Source organism: Mesorhizobium sp. GW821-FHT07A06 (genome assembly GCF_059419085.1).
Genome location: NZ_JBWKRC010000002.1, coordinates 958495 through 973929, shown reverse-complemented (window position 1 = coordinate 973929; position 15435 = coordinate 958495). Strand labels below are relative to the sequence as shown.

Sequence of the window (15435 nt, the reverse complement as noted above, 5' to 3'; positions counted from 1 at the left end):
GACGCGGCGCAGACCCCCGGAGCTGCTCCGCAGCCCGAGGGATCCATTCCGTTACTTCAACGTGTTGCAAGGGGACGGAATTCTGCACCGCTGCGTTCGACAGGAGGTTTCACGGCATGGATCCTCGGGTCTATGCAGCCGCTTCGCGACTGCTCCGCCCCAGGATGACGAAAGAAAAGGAGGCACGATGAGTGTGACGGAACAGAGCGAGCGCGGCGGCGGCATCAATTTCGCACGGCTGCTGATGAGTTTCGGGCCGCTGCTGTTCCTGGCGGCGCTGGTCATCGTCTTCACCGTTTTGAAGCCGAGCTTCATCGACCCGATCAACCTGTTCAACATCACCCGGCAGATCTCGATCACCGGGCTGATCGCGCTCGGCATGACCTTCGTCATCCTCACCGCCGGCATCGACCTGTCGGTCGGCTCGCTGCTCGCCTTCTGCGGCATGGTGGCGGCCGTCGTCGCCAAGGGCGGCGCGGCCAACACGCTGTCGCTGTCGACGTCAGGCACGCAGGGCTATGGCTGGTTCGCCGCGCTGCTCGCCGCCGTCATCGTCGGTGCCGCCGCCGGCGGCGTGCAGGGGCTTGCCATCACCAGGCTGAAAGTGCCGCCCTTCGTCGTCACGCTGGGCGGGCTGACGGTGTTTCGCGGGTTGACGCTGACCATCTCCAATGGCGGCCCAATCTCGGGCTTCGACGCTTCGATGCGCTGGTTCGGCACGGGGCTGATCGGCCCGGTGCCGGTGCCGGCGATCATCTTCGCCATCGCCGCCATCCTGTGCCACATCGTGCTGCGCTATACGCGTTACGGCCGCGCCGTCTATGCCGTCGGCGGCAATGCGGAGGCGGCACGGCTGTCGGGCCTGCGCGTCGACCGCATCCTGGTCTCGGTCTATGTCATCGTCGGCTTCTTTGCCGGGCTGGCCGCCTTCGTGCTGTCGGCCAGGCTGAACTCTTCCGAAGCGGTCGCCGGCATCGGCTACGAGCTGACGGTCATTTCCGCCGTCGTCATCGGCGGCACCTCGCTGTTCGGCGGCATCGGCTCGGTCGGCGGCACGGTGGTGGGCGCGGCGCTGATCGGCGTGCTGCAGAACGGGCTGCAGTTCAACAATGTGTCGTCCTACACGCAGAGCATCGTGATCGGGCTGATCCTGATCCTGGCGGTGGCGTTCGACCGGTGGCTGAAGTCGCGGGTGAGGCGGTAGGGGTCTGCCTTCTCCCCTTGTGGGAGAAGGCAAGGTCGCTATCCCGGCAACTTCTCCTCGATGATCCGCGTCGACCCCGGCACCAACTGGCCGGCGTGATCAAAGCGCAGCACCACCACCCAGTTGAAGACATCGCCGGGCCATTTGCCGTCCGGCAGCAGCGTTTTGGGGTCGGCGCCGAAGGCCTTGATGAGCTTTCCCAGCTGGCCGTGATGCCAGGCGATCAGGATCGACTTGCCGTGGGTTTCGCTGGAGAGCGCCGCGACGAGGGCTTTGACGTCCTTGTCGGCGAAGCGCTGGTCGATGGGCAGTTTCAGGGCTTCCGCGAGCGGCGTCAGCGTCAGCCGTTCGCGCGCGCTGTTTGTGGAATCGGTACTGGCCACCAGCATGTCGGGCCGGAACGGCACGCCGTCGAGCATGAAGGGCTGGAAATAGGCGACGTAGGCCTGCGCGCGGGCTTCGCCTTCGGGCGACAGGCCGGTGCCGCTGTCGGGCTTTTCGCCATGGCGCACGATCAGCACGGTGGCGTCGGCGAGCCCTGATGTGCCGTCGCCGGCGGCGTGTGCGGACAGGGCAAGCGCCAGCATCCACAGGGCGGCGAGAACGGTGCGAGTCATGGCGGGTCCCTCGGGCGCTTTTTTCGAGGCCACCAATCAGCGCAGCAATCCGACGGAATCAGGGCCGACGTGCTGCCGGCGCGGGGAGGGCACCCGCACGCAATCTGGAAAGAAACTCGGCTGATCGAACCCGCAAATGGCAGGTCCAGCCACGCCCCCCGGGCCTCAGGCCGCTTCGAGCGCCCACAGGCGGTGGCCGTAGCGGCGGAAGAAGCGCGCCAGGAGGCGCTGCTGCCTGGCCCTGGCGAGGTCGGGCAGGCGCCGCTCCTGGCGCCAGCGCGGCATGGCGCGCCAGAAGGCGATGAAGCGGGTGGTGTCCTCGATGGCCTCGTCGGCCGACAGCGCCGGGCCGATCGCGGCCAGGAACAGCGGCTCGGACTGTTTCAGCTCGTCAATCAGGGCCTTGCGCCGAAAATGGTCCTGGCGAGCCTGCGCGATGCCGTTGCGGCGGATCGCCTCGAAGGCTTCGAGCAAAGCAGGGCTGTCGCCGGTGTAACCGCAGGCGCGGGCGAAATCGGCGGCATCCATCATTGCTCCCGGGTCAGTGCGGCAGGTGACTCACATTTATTTGGATATATAAGCATAACTCAAAAAACTATAGAAGTGAAACTTTTGGCCAAGTGTTGAAACTGCGACTCGACTCCGGGCTGAAAAGGCAGGAATATAAGAACAAATCAGGAACAAATGGGGCGGAGAGGCAATGGCATTGCCGGGCAGGAAACCAGTCATCGCGCATGTCGTCTCGATATCGGTCGAGTGCGCCGATTGCGGCCGCAACAGGTGGTGGAAACCCGATGAACTGCGGCGCTTCGGGGTGACGGGCGGCACGCCGCTGGCGGAGCTTTCGGGCCGCGTCGTCTGCTCGGCCTGCCGCGCCGACGGGCTGCCGGGTACGGCGGTGTCGATCCAGGCCGCGTTCGTCGACGAGCGCCAGCGGGTGCGTAGCGAAGCGCAGATGCTGAGCGAGCGCGAGGTGCTGGTGGAGGCGAGGCGGGCTTGAGGGGGGGGCGGGGCAGGCGCTGATTCTTCCTTCCCCCGCAAGGGGAGAAGGAAAAACCGCCCAGCCACTAATACCCCAGCAATTCCTTCAGCGGTATAACCCGCCAGACATGCTTGATCGCGTAGCGGTTGAAGGTGATTGTCTTGGGGGGATTGTACTGCTCGACCACCAGCTCGCCCGCCGTGCGCTTGACCAGCTTCTTGATGAAGGCCTTGCCGTTGCGCTCGTTTTCTTCCGGAAACGTCTCGATCACCACATGGTCGCCGGGCACGGCGTCGCGGCCGCCGCAATAGATGAGGTCGCCGGGTTCGTAGCGCGGCACCATGGAATCGGAGAGCACATGCAGCGCGAAGACCTTCGGCAGGTTGCGCACGCCCGGCGGGCGCTGCACGTAGCCGGCAGGCTCGCCGTTGAAGGTGAAGTCGCCGTCATCGCCGCCGACCGCGGCGCCCAGCACTTCGATATCCATTGACCCGGCGGGCATCGGGCCGGCATCGGTGACGATCTCGGCGTCGGCCACGGGGCCGGCATCGTCGAGGAAGACGACCTGGCCTTGGCCGAGCGCGACCGGGTCGACGCGCAGGAAAGCGGCGGTCTTCAACAGGTTCTCGGTCTTGGGCAGGTTGCGCCCGGTTTCCCAATTGCCGACGGCGGCGACATCGGTGTCGTTGTGCTCGGCAATGTGGCGCATGACCAGGCCGCGCTGCTTGCGTGCCTGGCGTATCGCCGCCCCGACCTTGATCGACAGTTCCGTTTTTGCCATGGCGCCCATGTGAGCGATGAAAGCGGCTCTCGTCTATGAAAGAATGGCTTGCATCTATTTTTGAGTTATGCTTATATCTGGCCATGCAGAACCTGTCCAGCTTTGATGGCGCGGTAGCGCCGGCCTCCCGTGAGGCGCACCCGGCGACCGAAGTCGCCAGCCATTCCCTTCCGTCCCGGCCGTCCTCCTCCCCGGCCGGGGCGAAGCCCGAGCGCTTCGATGCCTCGGGTCCGGCCCGCCCGTCACCGGCGGCCGGAACGGCCGGAGCCGCCGCTCCCCTCGGCTCCGGCCCCCCATTCGACCGGCATGCCGCCGGTCCCTGTGCGCGCTCCTGCATCCGCACGCAGGACGGCACCGTCATCCTGTTCGAGCCGATGACGGGCAGGGCGGTTTCCGCCCCCGACAGAAAGACAGCGGAGGCGCGGCTGGCGCGCCTGACCGCCGGGCACTCGATCCGCTCCGGCTGATCCGCCTCCGACTGATGCCGGCGGCGAGCCGGCTTTCGCACCGAACACCCTGATCGAGGCCCTGACCGGGCCCGAGCCCTGACGCCTGGCCGACAGCGCGGTCCCGAGCGCTGCCGAAGGCGGAGCCCTGGATGGAGCCTGGACATGGCAAGCTACAGCGACGCCGAATTGCAAGAGATCGCCCGCTGGCTGAAGGATGGGCTTTCAGCCTCGCGGATCGCGACGGCGTTCAGCGCGCTGCGCGGCACTCCGGTCTCGCGCAACGCCATCATCGGCATCGTGCATCGCAACGCCATGCTGGGCGCGATCGGCTTTGCCAATGGCCGTGGGGTGTTGCCGGGTGCCGAACGGGCAATGCGCAAGCCGGCCGCTGCAAAGCCGGCGAAGGACAAGGCCAACGGCAAGGTGGCCGCGGGGGCGACCGCCGAGGCGAACGCCGCCAAGGCCGCCGTCGCGCGCAAGAACAAGGTCCGGGCCAGGCACGATTCGTCGCCGGCATGGTTGCCGCCGCGCCTGTTCGTGCGCGAGGTGGGGGTGCTGATCGCCGATGGCGAAGCTTACCGCTTCAAGGTGCCGGCGCCGCAGCGCGGACCCATCGGCCGCCAGCCGCATGGCGTGGCGATGCGCTTCATCGACTGCCTGTTTTCCCGCTGTCGGGCGCCGCTCGACCTGACATTGGAAGAAGATCCGCAGAGCGATGCGCCGGGTGGCCGGCCTGGCGCCGAGATGCTGTGCTGCGGCATGCGCACGAAGGCATTGAAGAGCTACTGCGGCTACCACCAGGCGCGGTTTCAACGCAGGGTTTTTGAGGCGGGGTGAGGCTTGGTCTCTTCTCCCCGTTCACGGGGAGAAGGTGCCGGATGAGGGGCAGCTCAAGCTAACAGGATTAAGCGTCGTGAGATGGATTTGGACAGCGCGAATGCCACTTACCGAAGCGCTGGCGTCGCCCCTCATTGCCCTGCCGGGCATTTCTCCCCGTAAACGGGGAGAAAGAGCCCTCACAAACCTATTTCGGCATCTGGCGGCCTTGTTTGGGCATGCGGCTCTGCACCGTGCGTGCCTCAAGCCTCATGGCCGGGCCGCTGTCGGCAACCAGAATGCCGGTGACGCGGGCGAAGCCGGTGAACACTTTTATCGCGTCGGATTCGGAAATCTGCGCCGCGATCGCGGCGCTGCAGGCGTTGAGTGCGCTGCGGTAGACATGGCCACGGCGCTCGATCGGCCAGCGCTGCAGGAAATCCGCGGCGTCGCTGACGCTGTCGATCTCCTCGACATGTCCGTCCATCGACACTTTAAGCGGCACTCCGGTTTTCATCGTACCCACGGCATTCACCTTCGCTCTGGGCGCGGCTTCCAAGCCTGCGCTTATAAACGCGCGAGACCGTCAGGCGGTTGCATTGCCTTCGTGCCTGCCTCAGGGGCTGGCGGCGGCGTCGAGCCAGTCATGCGCGCGGCTTCGCGGCTTGACCACCAATATGCCTTGTTGCCCGGCGACGCCAGTGAAGGCTTCGAAGGCGGTGCGCGGGCAGCAATTGCCTTCTACCGCCTGCCTGACCAGCCGCGCGGCGTCGAGAAAGGCGGGTGCTGTCTTGTCGGGCCACTGGTGCTGCAACGCCGTTTCGGCTTCGGCCACGGACCCAACCAGCATGGTCTTGTTGTCGCAAAAGCGCAGCGTAACCGGTATGAAAGCTGTCATCGGCAAACCTCCCCTTGGCGTGGACGCGTCATAACGTGCGGCCAGGCGGCTGGTTCCATCGACCCGGTGGGCGACGTGGCGGGCAGGGCCGCATGAGCGAGCGGCCCTTCATGCAGCTCTATGTCTCCGATTTCGTCGGCGACACGCTGCAGCTCTCCACCGAGCAGATCGGCGCCTACATGCTCATCCTGATGGCGATGTGGAATGCCGGCGGCCGGCTGCCCGATGATGACGCCAAGCTCGCGCGCGTGGCGCGCCTGTCGCTCAAGAGATGGCGTGCCATCAGCGCCGATCTTCTGACCTTCTTCGAGCGCGAGGCGGGCGAGATCGGCCACAAAAGGCTGACGAAGGAACTGCACAAGGCACTGGTCAAAAGCGAGGCGAGGGCCGCCGCCGGCGCACGCGGCGGGGCCGCTACCGCCTTGAAAACAAAGGCGCATGCGGCACCAAATGCCGGCGTGTTGCCGCGGCATTCTCCAGACTCCAGAAACCAGAATGAAAAAGCTTCCGCTTTTTCGCCTGAAAATGCGGAAGCTTTTTCGGCGCATGGAGAACAAGCGGCGGCGCTCTCCCGGGAGAAGGCGGAGCCTTTGTCCCGCGCGGGCAATACAGCTCCCGTTTTCCCGGGGAAGAAACCCGGCTGGGTCAGGCCGAAAACCCATACCGACGCCGCCAACGCCATCATCGAGGAGATCCGCAGCCATGACCGCAGCCGAACTGCAGCAGGCGACGAAGGCGCTGGCCGCGATGTTCTCATGCTTCCCGCAATCCGCCCTGACTGATGTCGAGATGCAGATGCGAGGCTATCTCGGCGCGGTGCGCGACGCCGAGCTTGCCGATCTGCAGGCCGCCATCCAGCGCTTCGTCCGCGGCGAGGTGAAGAGCGGCAACGCCCAGTTCTGCCCGTCCAGCGCCCAGCTCTGCATCGAAGTGCGGGAGCGACGCACGATGCGGGAACTGATGGCGAGAAGGGCGGTGCAGGCGCCCGTGAAGCAGGTGACAGGATGATCATCTCGGACAGGTCGTCGGGACAGCGCCCTCTCAACCAAAAAACCACACCCCAAAACCAAGGAGCCACCCCATGCCCAGGAAAACCAAAGCCGCCAAGCCGCAGGCGCCGAAACTGCCGAAGGGCGAGGCCGAGCAGGTGCGCATCCGCCGCGAGATCGGCCATGATTTCGCGCTGAGCGACGATGCCTTCGGCCGCAAGCGGCTGGCGGCCGGCACGGCTGAAGCCCGGCGCGTCTATGAGGTGTCGAATGACGGCCATACCTCGACCGGCGGCATCGTGCGGGTCCGCACGGTCGATCCGCTCATCGGCATCACCTCGCTATCGCGCCAGCAGCGCGAGGCCGGCCAACGCTACCGCGAGGATTTCCAGTGCAGCCAGCAGGCCGGGGTGAAACCGATGCGCTGGAGCGAACGCGTCGACGGCGGCCGCAAGGGCGGCGGCATCGCCGACAGCGTGCTCGACGCCGGCCGCGCGCATGCCGCCGCCACCCGCGCGCTCGGTCACTGGGAGGTGGCCGTCGTGGTGCAAAAAGTCTGCTGCGCGGGGGAGTCGGTCAAAGGCGCGGCGGAACAGACCGGCGAGGGCAGGGACGTGGTGACGAAGCTCTTGAAGATCGGGCTCGATCTGCTGGCGGTGCATTACGGGATGATGATGGAGCGGCGGGCGGGGTGAGACCCGCGAAAATCCGGCCGGCGATGCCGGCCGGATTCGCTTCACCAGGATCAGGTCATCCGCAGACGCGGACTTCCTCGACTATCCGGTGGTGGTGGCGCCAATGACTGACCAGTTCGAGGTGGCAGCGGTGGTGCCGGTGGAAATAACGCGGCCTGTATCTGTAACCGTCGTCATAAGGGTCGTAGGGGCCGTAGACATAGCGGCCGCCATAGTCCCCATTGTAATAGTCATTGCCGTAATCGTTGCCGTAATAATTGTCGTAGCCGCCGATGCCGATAAAGACGTGGCTGCGGGCCTCGGCGGGGGCGATCATCGCCGCAGCCGAGGCAATGGCGATAACCGAGGCAAACAGGAGCTTCTTCATGGCTACCTCCTTTTCAAGGCCGATCTAATATAACCCGCAAGGCGGGACCTCGTTCCATGGATTCGCAAGGCAACCCATGCGGCGCCGGGCGCAAGACCCGCTTCACTTTACCGAAGCGGCCGCATCCTCGATTACCGAGGTGACTTCCGAGGGATGCGACATCGGGAGCAAGTGGCCGCCGTGGATCTCGACGACCTTGGCGCCCGAGCGTTTGGACATCCGCCGCTGCAGATCCGGCGCAATGGTGCGGTCTTCCGTGGCAATGGCTGCCCAGCTTGGCACATTGTGCCATGCCGCGGCTTCGGCCTTGTAGCCGAAAATCGCCGTGTTCGCGGGCGTCTGGAACATGGCGGTATAGCGTGCCTCGGCCTCGGGCAGGCCGTTCGCCACATCGGCGATCCAGGCGTCGGGCTTTACAAGGTAGAAGCCGTCCTTGAACACGGTAAGCGCGTCCGCCGGCAGCTTGCCGGGGATGGAGGCGTTGAGGAAGCCCAGGCTTTCGCCGATCTCGGGCTGGAACGCCGCCACGTAGACGAGGGCACGGACCTGGGGCTCGGTGCCGGCCTGGCTGATCACCATGCCGCCATAGGAGTGACCGACCAGCACGACGGGACCATCCTGCGCGTCGATCGCGCGGCGGGTGGCGGCGATATCGTCCTGAATGGAGGTCATCGGCAGCTGCACCACGGTGACATGATACTTATCGGCTGTCAGGCGGTCGTAGACGCCGCGCCAGGCACCGCCATCCATGTTCATTCCGTGCACGAGCACGATATTGCCGGCTTTCGCCGCGGCGGGCGCGGGCAGTGTCGCGGCGGCGGCAACAATCATGAGCGAGGCGAGAAGGGTGCTGATCCTGTCCATCTTGGAGCTCCGGTTGGTGGGAGCCGGAGACCTAAGGCGAATTGCATTTCGCCAGTAGGGTGATTTATATGAATGGGTCTATCACTCAGGCTGATAAATGGATCGTCGCGATATCGCCGACCTGCTCGTTTTCCAGGCCATTGTGGAGGCGGGCAGCTTCACACGGGCCGCTTCCGTCATGGGGCGTGCGCAGTCCGGCCTTAGCCAGACCATCAGTGCACTGGAGGCGCGGCTGGGCGTGCCCCTGCTTGCGCGATCCACCCGCAGCGTGCGGCCAACCGAGGCGGGCCGCCGCCTGCTCGATCGGATCACGCCTTCGCTGCGCCAAATCGAAAGCGGGCTGCTGGAATTGCAGGACAGCCGCGACCAGCCGTCCGGCACGTTACGGCTGACCGTGATGGAATATCCGGCGCGCGCCATTCTGGTGCCGGCGCTGAGCGAATTCCTGGCCAGCCATCCGGGCGTTCGGGTCGACATCCATGTCAGCGATCGGTTCGTCGACATCGTCCAGGGAGGATTCGATGCCGGCATTCGCTTCGGAGCGCATCTGGAGAAGGACATGGTGGCCGTTCCGGTGGGGCCGGATGTCAGCGCGGCCATTGTCGCCGCGCCGGCTTACTTTCGCAGGAAAGGCCGGCCTGTCCGGCTCGAGGATCTTGCCGCGCATGGCTGCATCAACTTTCGCACGGCAAGCCATGGCGACGTTTACCGCTGGATGTTCAGGGACGGTGCGCGCATGGTCGACGTGCCGGTCGAGGGCGCGGTCATCGTCAATGATGCGCCCGTGATGATCGAAGCCGCCTTGGCTGGTCTGGGGCTGGCCTACATCTTCGAAACGCATGTTGCCGGGCATCTCGCCTCGGGACGTTTGGAAACGTGCCTGGAAACATTCTGTCCCGTCTGGTCGGGCTACCATCTCTACTACCCGAGCAGGCACCAGAAATCGGCCGCGCTTGCGGCCCTCGTCGAGCATTTGCGCTACAGGCGGCATGCGTAGGGCACACGGGACCGGGGGCCGCGTTGCCCTAGCGGCCGAGCCTCCCCATCCGTAGCGCCAAGAACTCCACGAACAGCCTTGCCCGCACCGGCAACTGCCGTCCGAAGGCATGCACGATATGCACCGGCATGGTCGGCATCGGCACGTCGGGCAAGACGCGAACCAGGCGGCCGGCGTCGAGGTCGTCCTGCACGGCGAAGCGCATGAGATGGGCGATGCCCGCGCCGGCAAGGGCGGCGTGGCGGATGGCGCCGCCGTCATCGGTGTCGAGGCGGCCGTCGGGCACGATCTCGATGCCGTCGGCGAAGGTGATCGGCAGCGGCCGGCCGGCCGAGACGTAGCGGATGAAATCATGGTCCCGCAAATCCGCGATCGAGGCTGGAAAGCCCCGACGCCGGAGATAGGCGGGCGCGGCCACCAGCACGATCGGCAGGCTGGCGATGCGGCGTGCGGTCAGCCCGGTATCGGCCAGCGCGCCCATGCGCACCGCCACATCATAGTTTTCGCGGATCAGGTCGGCGTGGCGGTCGGTGACGCTGAGCTCCAGCTTCACGTCGGGCTGTTCGGCCAGGAACCCCTCGGCCCATGAGGCGATCAGGCCGCGGCCGAGCTCGACAGGAGCGGTGACGCGCAACAGGCCGCGCGCCGTGCCGGTGCCCTGCACGATATCCTGCGCATCGTCGAGCGCGCGCAGCAGCGGCGCGACGCGCTCATAATAGGCGATGCCTTCGCTGGTCAGCCCCAACCGGCGCGTCGAACGCCGGATGAGCTTCGCGCCGAGCCGGCGTTCCAGCTTTGCGACGCTCTTCGACACGGCCGACGGGCTGGAGCCGATCAGCCGGCTGGCGGCCTGGAAGGAGCCGGCATCCACCGTGCGCACGAAGGCGACGAGGCCGGCGGTCTTTTCGAGGATGGTGGTCATGGCGGCAACATCGCATGTCGGGACGGGATCGATTACGGAATTCCAGGCAGGAAAGATTGGCCTGATGTCAGGCTAATACGCATTTTCGGCAAGCTTAAATAACGCTCGTCATCGTCACAAGGAGAGAATGGATGAGCAGTCTGAGCGGCAAGGTCGCCATCGTCACCGGCGCCTCGAAGGGTATCGGCGCGGCCATCGCCAAGGGCCTGGCGGCGGCGGGTGCGGCCGTGGTGGTCAATTATGCCTCGTCGCGGGAAGGCGCCGGCCGCGTCGTCGCGGCAATCGAGGCAGCCGGCGGCCGGGCCGTCGCCGTGCAGGGCGACGTCGCGCGGGCGGCCGACATAAGCGGCCTGTTCGAAGCGGCGAAAGCCGCCTTCGGCGGCGCCGACATCCTGGTCAACAATGCCGGCGTGTTCCGCTTCGAGCCGCTGGAGGCGGTCAGCGAGGCCGAGTTCCACCGGCAATTCGACACCAATGTGCTGGGCGTCGTGCTGGCCATACAGGAGGCGGCCAGGCATTTCGGGCCGCGGGGCGGCAGCATCGTCAACATCAGCTCGGTCGCCAGCTTCAACCCGCAGCCCAATTCACTGGTCTATGCCGCCACCAAGGCGGCGGTGGATTCGATCACGCTGTCGATGGCGCGCGAACTGGGCCGCCGCAACATCCGCGTCAATTCGATCGCGCCGGGCGGCGTCGACACCGAGGGGCTGCGGCATGTCGGCATTGTCGGCAGCGAGCCCGAAAAGGCGCTGGTGGCAGTCACCCCGCTCGGCCGCTTCGGCCAGCCGGACGATATCGCCAAGGTGGCGGTATTCCTGGCATCCGACGAGGCGGCGTGGGTGAGCGGAGAGCGGATCACGGCGTCTGGCGGGTGGCGGTAGAGGCGTGGTCCTCCTTTCTCCCGCAGGTGAAAAAGGAAGCCAAGCCCCGCTAAAACAGCGCCTTCTCCAGCGGCCCTTCCAGCGTCTCGGCGAACGCCGTCGCCAGGTGATGCCGGTCGCGGAAGGCTAGTTTGCCGCCGATGTAGACGTGGCACTCGGTCGGGCCGCAGAAGCGGTCGGTGAGGTCGACATAGAGCGTGTCGGGCACGCTTTTCACCACGGCGCGCTCTTGCGCGGCGGTGCCGTCATTGGCGGCCTGCGCCCTCGGCGTGTCGCAGCGCGAGGGGGCCTCGCGCCACCACAGCGCGCGGGCCACGCAGGAATCGGCGAAGCTGTCGCCGATCGGCGTGTCGCGGATGACCGCCGTCTCGACGCCGGCCTGGCTGAAGGCTTGCAAGGTGGAGCGCAGGCCGGCCTGCCAGCGCGCGGTTTCCTGCTTGCGGCCGGCGGCGGTCATGTCGCGCGTCAGATTGCCGATCGAGAATTCCGAGATCACCACCAGGCGCGGCTTGCGGCGGATGATTTCCGCTATCGCCTGTTCGCGCCAGGCGTCGCATTCGGTGTAGTCGCGCTTCAGCACCGTGTTGAAAGTGGAGAGCCGCGAGGCGCGGCAGGAGGATTTGAGATAGGTGACCACCTTGGTGTCGTTGCGGCTCGCCGCCTCGACCAGCGGCGTCGACCAGTGATCGGCATGCGAGTCGCCGAACAGCACGACGGTGTGGGCGGCGTCCGCCGGGCCGAACGTGCAGGGTTTGGGCTTCACCGTGTGGAAATCGAGCAGGCAGTTCTTGTCGGTGGCGCGCGCGATAGAGGGCTGTTCGGCGGCCTGTTCGATGCCGCGCTGGGCGGGGTCGATGTTGCGCGTGGCCAGATGCGCGTTGGCATAGGCCACGGCCACGCCCACGCCGGTCAGCGCCAGCGCGGGGGCAAGCGCTCGAGCGCCGGCCATCAGCCCGCCACCGAGGCGCGCCGGGTTCTCGATCAGGTGGTAGGTGAGGAATGCCAGCACCAGCGCCAGCGCGGCGCAGCCGAGGCGCTGCGGGGTGGTGAGGTCCGGCGCCAGCATCCCGGCATAGACGATGACAGGCCAATGCCAGAGATAGAGCGAATAGGAGAGCGTGCCGATCCATTGCAGGGGCGGCAGCGAAAGGACGGAGGCGGGCGCCAGCGCCTGCCAGCCGGCCGGGCTGGCTGCCGCCGCGTCGCGTTCTTCGCCGGCGCCGCTCAAGAGCACCAGCACCGTGCCGGCCACCGGGAGAACCGCGTACCAGCCGGGGAAGGGCAGGTCTTCGGTCAAGGTGAGATAGGCCGCCGCGATCAGCGCCAGGCCGATCCAGCCCTGCGCCGCGCGCAGCCATGCCCGGCGCTGCCACAAGGCCGCCGGCGCCAGCGTCGCCAGGCCGCCGGCGGCGAACTCCCAGGCGCGCAGCGGCGAGAAGTAGAAGGCCCAGGCCGGCGAAAGGCTGGTGAGCCACAGGCATGCGGCGAAGGAGGCGAGGCCGGCGACGCCGATCACCACCATCGCCATGCGCCTGCCCCGGTGCAGCCAGGCAGCGAAGAGCAGCAGCGCCGGCCAGACGAGATAGAACTGCTCCTCCACCGACAGCGACCAGAAATGGATGAAGGGGTTGCTCAAGGCATCGGCGGCGAAATAGTCGAACGACCAGCGCAGCAGCCACAGATTGATGGCGTAGGCCGAGGCGTACATGGCGCCGCGCGAATAGAGCGCCTGCTCCTGCGGCGCGAGGATGAAATAGCCCGTGCCAAGCGTCGCCAGGATGACGAACAGGGCGGCCGGCAGCAGCCGCCGGGCGCGCCGGGCGTAGAAGCGCCAGAGGTCGAGCCGGCCGGTCCTGGTGATCTCGCCCATCAGATGCGTCGTGATCAGCCAACCGGAAATGACGAAGAAGATGTCGACGCCGGCAAAGCCGCCGGGCAGGGCCGTGAGGCCGAAATGATAGGCAACGACGCCGCCGACGGCCAGCGCGCGCAACCCCTGTATGTCTGGACGGAATGATGCCGCCACGAGGCCTCCTTCTTGCCCCCAAGCCCAACAACCCTGCCCAGCGCCCGCCACTCTCGGCCGGGCAGGCCGTTATCGCAATGCAGCAAGTTTTTCGCAGTGCAACATGGCCAGAAAAAGGAGACGGGAGACTCAAGGCGTGCGAAGGCCGCGCGGTCGATCACGGAACCGTGTCTGGCCATTGCTTGACGCGATGCGGCGGCGATGCGATCCCGGCTCGTCACTTGGGCAAGGGGATATCATGATGAAGAAGACCTACGAAAAGCCGGTGCTCGTGAAGCGCGAGCAACTTTCCCGCGTTACCGCGATCGCCGCACCATCGGGAACGCCCGTCTAAGCCCGGGTGGGCTTCGCCGCTCGCAGGCGGCGAGGCGCACCGTTGTCGGGTACCTCGACTCTTCGGCAGCCCGCCATCACAAAACAGCCCCGCAACGGGGCTGTTTTTCAATGGAGGGCAAGCTATCAGCTGCCGCCGTTCAATTTCACGCTGCTGCAGAATTCCGGATGGGAATTGGCGGGAGTGGCGTTCTTGGCCTCGTCCGCGCAAGCCGTCTTTATCGACGCCTGGTCGCCCGGCGTCAGCGCCTTCCAGGCCTTGACGAAATCGTCATTGCCGCGCAGCGTCTTCATGCTGGAATCCGTATAGAAGGGCTGCATCTTGGCCGGGTCGTCGAGAGCGGATGTACCAGTGCTGCCGCCCGCGAGAGCAGAGCCGGCGGCCATTGAAAGCGCCATTGCGCCAAGACAGATGATCTTGATATTCATGATAGGATCCTTCCCTGTTGCTTCGTGACCGTCTAAGCAACGATCAATGTCTTAACGGAAGAATTTTGGTAAAGTTCCGGTTTATGGCGCGAGGCGCGCTTGATTTTGCAAACGTATTCTAAAAATCTTGAAATTTTTCCTGATTTTTGCCGTAAGACTGCATAAAAATACTCTTGCCGCATGACGACAGTGCACTGCCGACGCGAAACGCGGGTGCGCTAGAGGGCCGGCCGCAGCAGCATCAGGCCAATTTCAGAATTTCCCGGCCCCGTGATTGTTCCGTGGCGGACGCTGAAAAAAGGCCCCACCGGCGGGGCTGTCGTTCGGGCCGGTCTGGTCGCGCTTTTCCAGGGAAGTCTGTTTCACACTTTTCCCGGAATTGCCCTAGCCGGCGTCGCTGCCCGCCGGTGCCGCTTCGATCTCCTGGAGATAGAACGCCTTGCTCGGCTGCAGATGGTCGACGCAGAGCTGCGCCAGCACCCAATTGTCCCTGCGCTTCAGCGCCTCGATCATCATCAAGTGGTGTTGCCGGGAGATGTCGAGTTTTTCCCGGTCGGCCAGCGAGTTGGCCCGCACCGGCAGGCTGAGGCGCATGTAATGTTCGATCGACGAGACGAGATAGGCGTTGCCGCAGGCCGAGAACATGGTGAGGTGGAAACGGTCATTGGCCTCGTGGATGCCCCTGAGGTAGCCTGCGTCGACATGGCCGCTGTAGATGCGGTGGATCTCGGTCAGTTCGGTAATCAGCGCGTCGCTGGCCGGCAGGGGGATCATCAGTGCCGCCTGGCGCTGCAGCATTTCGCGCACTTCATAGATCTGCCGCACCTCCTCGGGTGAGAGCCGGCGCACCATGGCGCCCTTGTTGCGCTCGCGCGTGACGATGCCCAGCCTCTCCAACTGGTAGAGCGCCTGGCGGATCGAGTGGCGCGAAACCGGGAAGCGCGCCAGGAGCACATCCTCGACCAGGCGCGTGCCGGGCGCCAGCCGGCCGAAGATGATGTCCTCCTCCAGCGCGTGCACGGTGTCGGCTTCCTTGCCGCCATAGTCGAAACTGCTGAGCATCGCGAACCCTTGTTGCTCCGGGCCGATTGACCCGGGACAGCACTCTAGAGCATTTCACCGTTTCGCGGAAACGGCGAACCGCTCTAACTCTTTGTTTTGACGCATTTCCCAAGGGCAAGCTCT

General features: G+C 65.8%; 21 protein-coding genes. 10 read left to right on the top strand and 11 right to left on the bottom strand.

What is annotated here, in order from left to right; translation table 11 throughout:
* Window positions 1-187 precede the first annotated feature (187 nt).
* The gene (locus AC07SZ_RS10205) at window positions 188-1204 is read left to right on the top strand and encodes an ABC transporter permease (RefSeq protein WP_172372800.1); all 1017 of its coding nucleotides are present in this window, start codon (window positions 188-190) and stop codon (window positions 1202-1204) included.
* A gap of 38 nt (window positions 1205-1242) precedes the next feature.
* On the opposite strand, the gene AC07SZ_RS10200 is transcribed toward AC07SZ_RS10205, so the two are convergent.
* Window positions 1243-1821: a phosphoglycerate mutase family protein gene (locus AC07SZ_RS10200; RefSeq protein WP_065005275.1), complete on the bottom strand. Its 579-nt coding sequence runs from the start codon at window positions 1819-1821 to the stop codon at window positions 1243-1245.
* Window positions 1822-1986: 165 nt separating this feature from the next.
* The gene (locus tag AC07SZ_RS10195; RefSeq protein ID WP_056571067.1) at window positions 1987-2349 is read right to left on the bottom strand and encodes a hypothetical protein; all 363 of its coding nucleotides are present in this window, start codon (window positions 2347-2349) and stop codon (window positions 1987-1989) included.
* A 172-nt stretch (window positions 2350-2521) separates the two neighbouring features.
* On the opposite strand from AC07SZ_RS10195, the gene AC07SZ_RS10190 reads away from it, so the two are divergent.
* Window positions 2522-2821: a hypothetical protein gene (locus AC07SZ_RS10190; protein ID WP_494914116.1), complete on the top strand. Its 300-nt coding sequence runs from the start codon at window positions 2522-2524 to the stop codon at window positions 2819-2821.
* Window positions 2822-2888: 67 nt separating this feature from the next.
* Here the strand turns inward: AC07SZ_RS10190 and AC07SZ_RS10185 are convergent, their stop codons facing one another.
* Entirely contained in the window at window positions 2889-3593 is a 705-nt protein-coding gene (locus AC07SZ_RS10185; protein ID WP_056571070.1) for an XRE family transcriptional regulator, read from the bottom strand.
* 74 nt (window positions 3594-3667) lie between these two features.
* Here AC07SZ_RS10185 and AC07SZ_RS10180 point away from each other — a divergent pair, with 74 nt between their 5' ends.
* Window positions 3668-4051, top strand: coding sequence for a hypothetical protein (locus AC07SZ_RS10180; protein WP_244494068.1), 384 nt, complete (start codon window positions 3668-3670; stop codon window positions 4049-4051).
* Window positions 4052-4195: 144 nt separating this feature from the next.
* The gene (locus tag AC07SZ_RS10175) at window positions 4196-4870 is read left to right on the top strand and encodes a GcrA family cell cycle regulator (RefSeq protein ID WP_172372808.1); all 675 of its coding nucleotides are present in this window, start codon (window positions 4196-4198) and stop codon (window positions 4868-4870) included.
* A gap of 187 nt (window positions 4871-5057) precedes the next feature.
* Here the strand turns inward: AC07SZ_RS10175 and AC07SZ_RS10170 are convergent, their stop codons facing one another.
* Both AC07SZ_RS10170 and AC07SZ_RS10165 read right to left on the bottom strand, forming a co-directional pair.
* Window positions 5058-5366, bottom strand: coding sequence for a DUF982 domain-containing protein (locus tag AC07SZ_RS10170; protein ID WP_056572073.1), 309 nt, complete (start codon window positions 5364-5366; stop codon window positions 5058-5060).
* A 99-nt stretch (window positions 5367-5465) separates the two neighbouring features.
* On the bottom strand, window positions 5466-5747 hold the full coding sequence (locus AC07SZ_RS10165; RefSeq protein ID WP_056571075.1) for a DUF982 domain-containing protein: 282 nt from the start codon (window positions 5745-5747) through the stop codon (window positions 5466-5468).
* A gap of 92 nt (window positions 5748-5839) precedes the next feature.
* Here AC07SZ_RS10165 and AC07SZ_RS10160 point away from each other — a divergent pair, with 92 nt between their 5' ends.
* The 3 genes from AC07SZ_RS10160 to AC07SZ_RS10150 all read left to right on the top strand — a co-directional run bounded on the left by AC07SZ_RS10160 (window position 5840) and on the right by AC07SZ_RS10150 (window position 7431).
* A complete protein-coding gene (locus AC07SZ_RS10160; RefSeq protein WP_056571077.1) occupies window positions 5840-6529 on the top strand; it encodes a YdaU family protein in 690 nt (229 codons plus the stop codon).
* Window positions 6450-6755: a hypothetical protein gene (locus tag AC07SZ_RS10155; protein WP_494914113.1), complete on the top strand. Its 306-nt coding sequence runs from the start codon at window positions 6450-6452 to the stop codon at window positions 6753-6755. Before AC07SZ_RS10160 ends, AC07SZ_RS10155 begins: the two co-directional genes overlap by 80 nt.
* Window positions 6756-6828: 73 nt before the next feature.
* On the top strand, window positions 6829-7431 hold the full coding sequence (locus AC07SZ_RS10150; protein WP_172372814.1) for a DUF6456 domain-containing protein: 603 nt from the start codon (window positions 6829-6831) through the stop codon (window positions 7429-7431).
* Between the two features lie 55 nt (window positions 7432-7486).
* On the opposite strand, the gene AC07SZ_RS10145 is transcribed toward AC07SZ_RS10150, so the two are convergent.
* Window positions 7487-7798, bottom strand: a complete 312-nt coding sequence (locus tag AC07SZ_RS10145) for a hypothetical protein (protein ID WP_056571082.1) — start codon at window positions 7796-7798, stop codon at window positions 7487-7489.
* A 102-nt stretch (window positions 7799-7900) separates the two neighbouring features.
* A complete protein-coding gene (locus tag AC07SZ_RS10140) occupies window positions 7901-8662 on the bottom strand; it encodes an alpha/beta fold hydrolase (protein WP_494914112.1) in 762 nt (253 codons plus the stop codon).
* Between the two features lie 97 nt (window positions 8663-8759).
* Between AC07SZ_RS10140 and AC07SZ_RS10135 the strand changes: the two genes are divergently transcribed.
* Window positions 8760-9659: a LysR family transcriptional regulator gene (locus tag AC07SZ_RS10135; RefSeq protein ID WP_494914111.1), complete on the top strand. Its 900-nt coding sequence runs from the start codon at window positions 8760-8762 to the stop codon at window positions 9657-9659.
* Window positions 9660-9687: 28 nt separating this feature from the next.
* On the opposite strand, the gene AC07SZ_RS10130 is transcribed toward AC07SZ_RS10135, so the two are convergent.
* Window positions 9688-10581: a LysR family transcriptional regulator gene (locus AC07SZ_RS10130; protein WP_494914110.1), complete on the bottom strand. Its 894-nt coding sequence runs from the start codon at window positions 10579-10581 to the stop codon at window positions 9688-9690.
* A 131-nt stretch (window positions 10582-10712) separates the two neighbouring features.
* Between AC07SZ_RS10130 and AC07SZ_RS10125 the strand changes: the two genes are divergently transcribed.
* The gene (locus AC07SZ_RS10125) at window positions 10713-11462 is read left to right on the top strand and encodes an SDR family NAD(P)-dependent oxidoreductase (protein ID WP_494914109.1); all 750 of its coding nucleotides are present in this window, start codon (window positions 10713-10715) and stop codon (window positions 11460-11462) included.
* A 49-nt stretch (window positions 11463-11511) separates the two neighbouring features.
* Here the strand turns inward: AC07SZ_RS10125 and AC07SZ_RS10120 are convergent, their stop codons facing one another.
* On the bottom strand, window positions 11512-13488 hold the full coding sequence (locus tag AC07SZ_RS10120; RefSeq protein WP_494914108.1) for an acyltransferase family protein: 1977 nt from the start codon (window positions 13486-13488) through the stop codon (window positions 11512-11514).
* A gap of 241 nt (window positions 13489-13729) precedes the next feature.
* Here AC07SZ_RS10120 and AC07SZ_RS10115 point away from each other — a divergent pair, with 241 nt between their 5' ends.
* Window positions 13730-13822: a putative RiPP precursor gene (locus AC07SZ_RS10115; RefSeq protein WP_196772386.1), complete on the top strand. Its 93-nt coding sequence runs from the start codon at window positions 13730-13732 to the stop codon at window positions 13820-13822.
* A 125-nt stretch (window positions 13823-13947) separates the two neighbouring features.
* Here the strand turns inward: AC07SZ_RS10115 and AC07SZ_RS10110 are convergent, their stop codons facing one another.
* Window positions 13948-14250: a hypothetical protein gene (locus AC07SZ_RS10110; RefSeq protein ID WP_494914107.1), complete on the bottom strand. Its 303-nt coding sequence runs from the start codon at window positions 14248-14250 to the stop codon at window positions 13948-13950.
* Window positions 14251-14634: 384 nt separating this feature from the next.
* Window positions 14635-15312, bottom strand: coding sequence for a GntR family transcriptional regulator (locus AC07SZ_RS10105; protein ID WP_494914106.1), 678 nt, complete (start codon window positions 15310-15312; stop codon window positions 14635-14637).
* Window positions 15313-15435 lie beyond the last annotated feature (123 nt).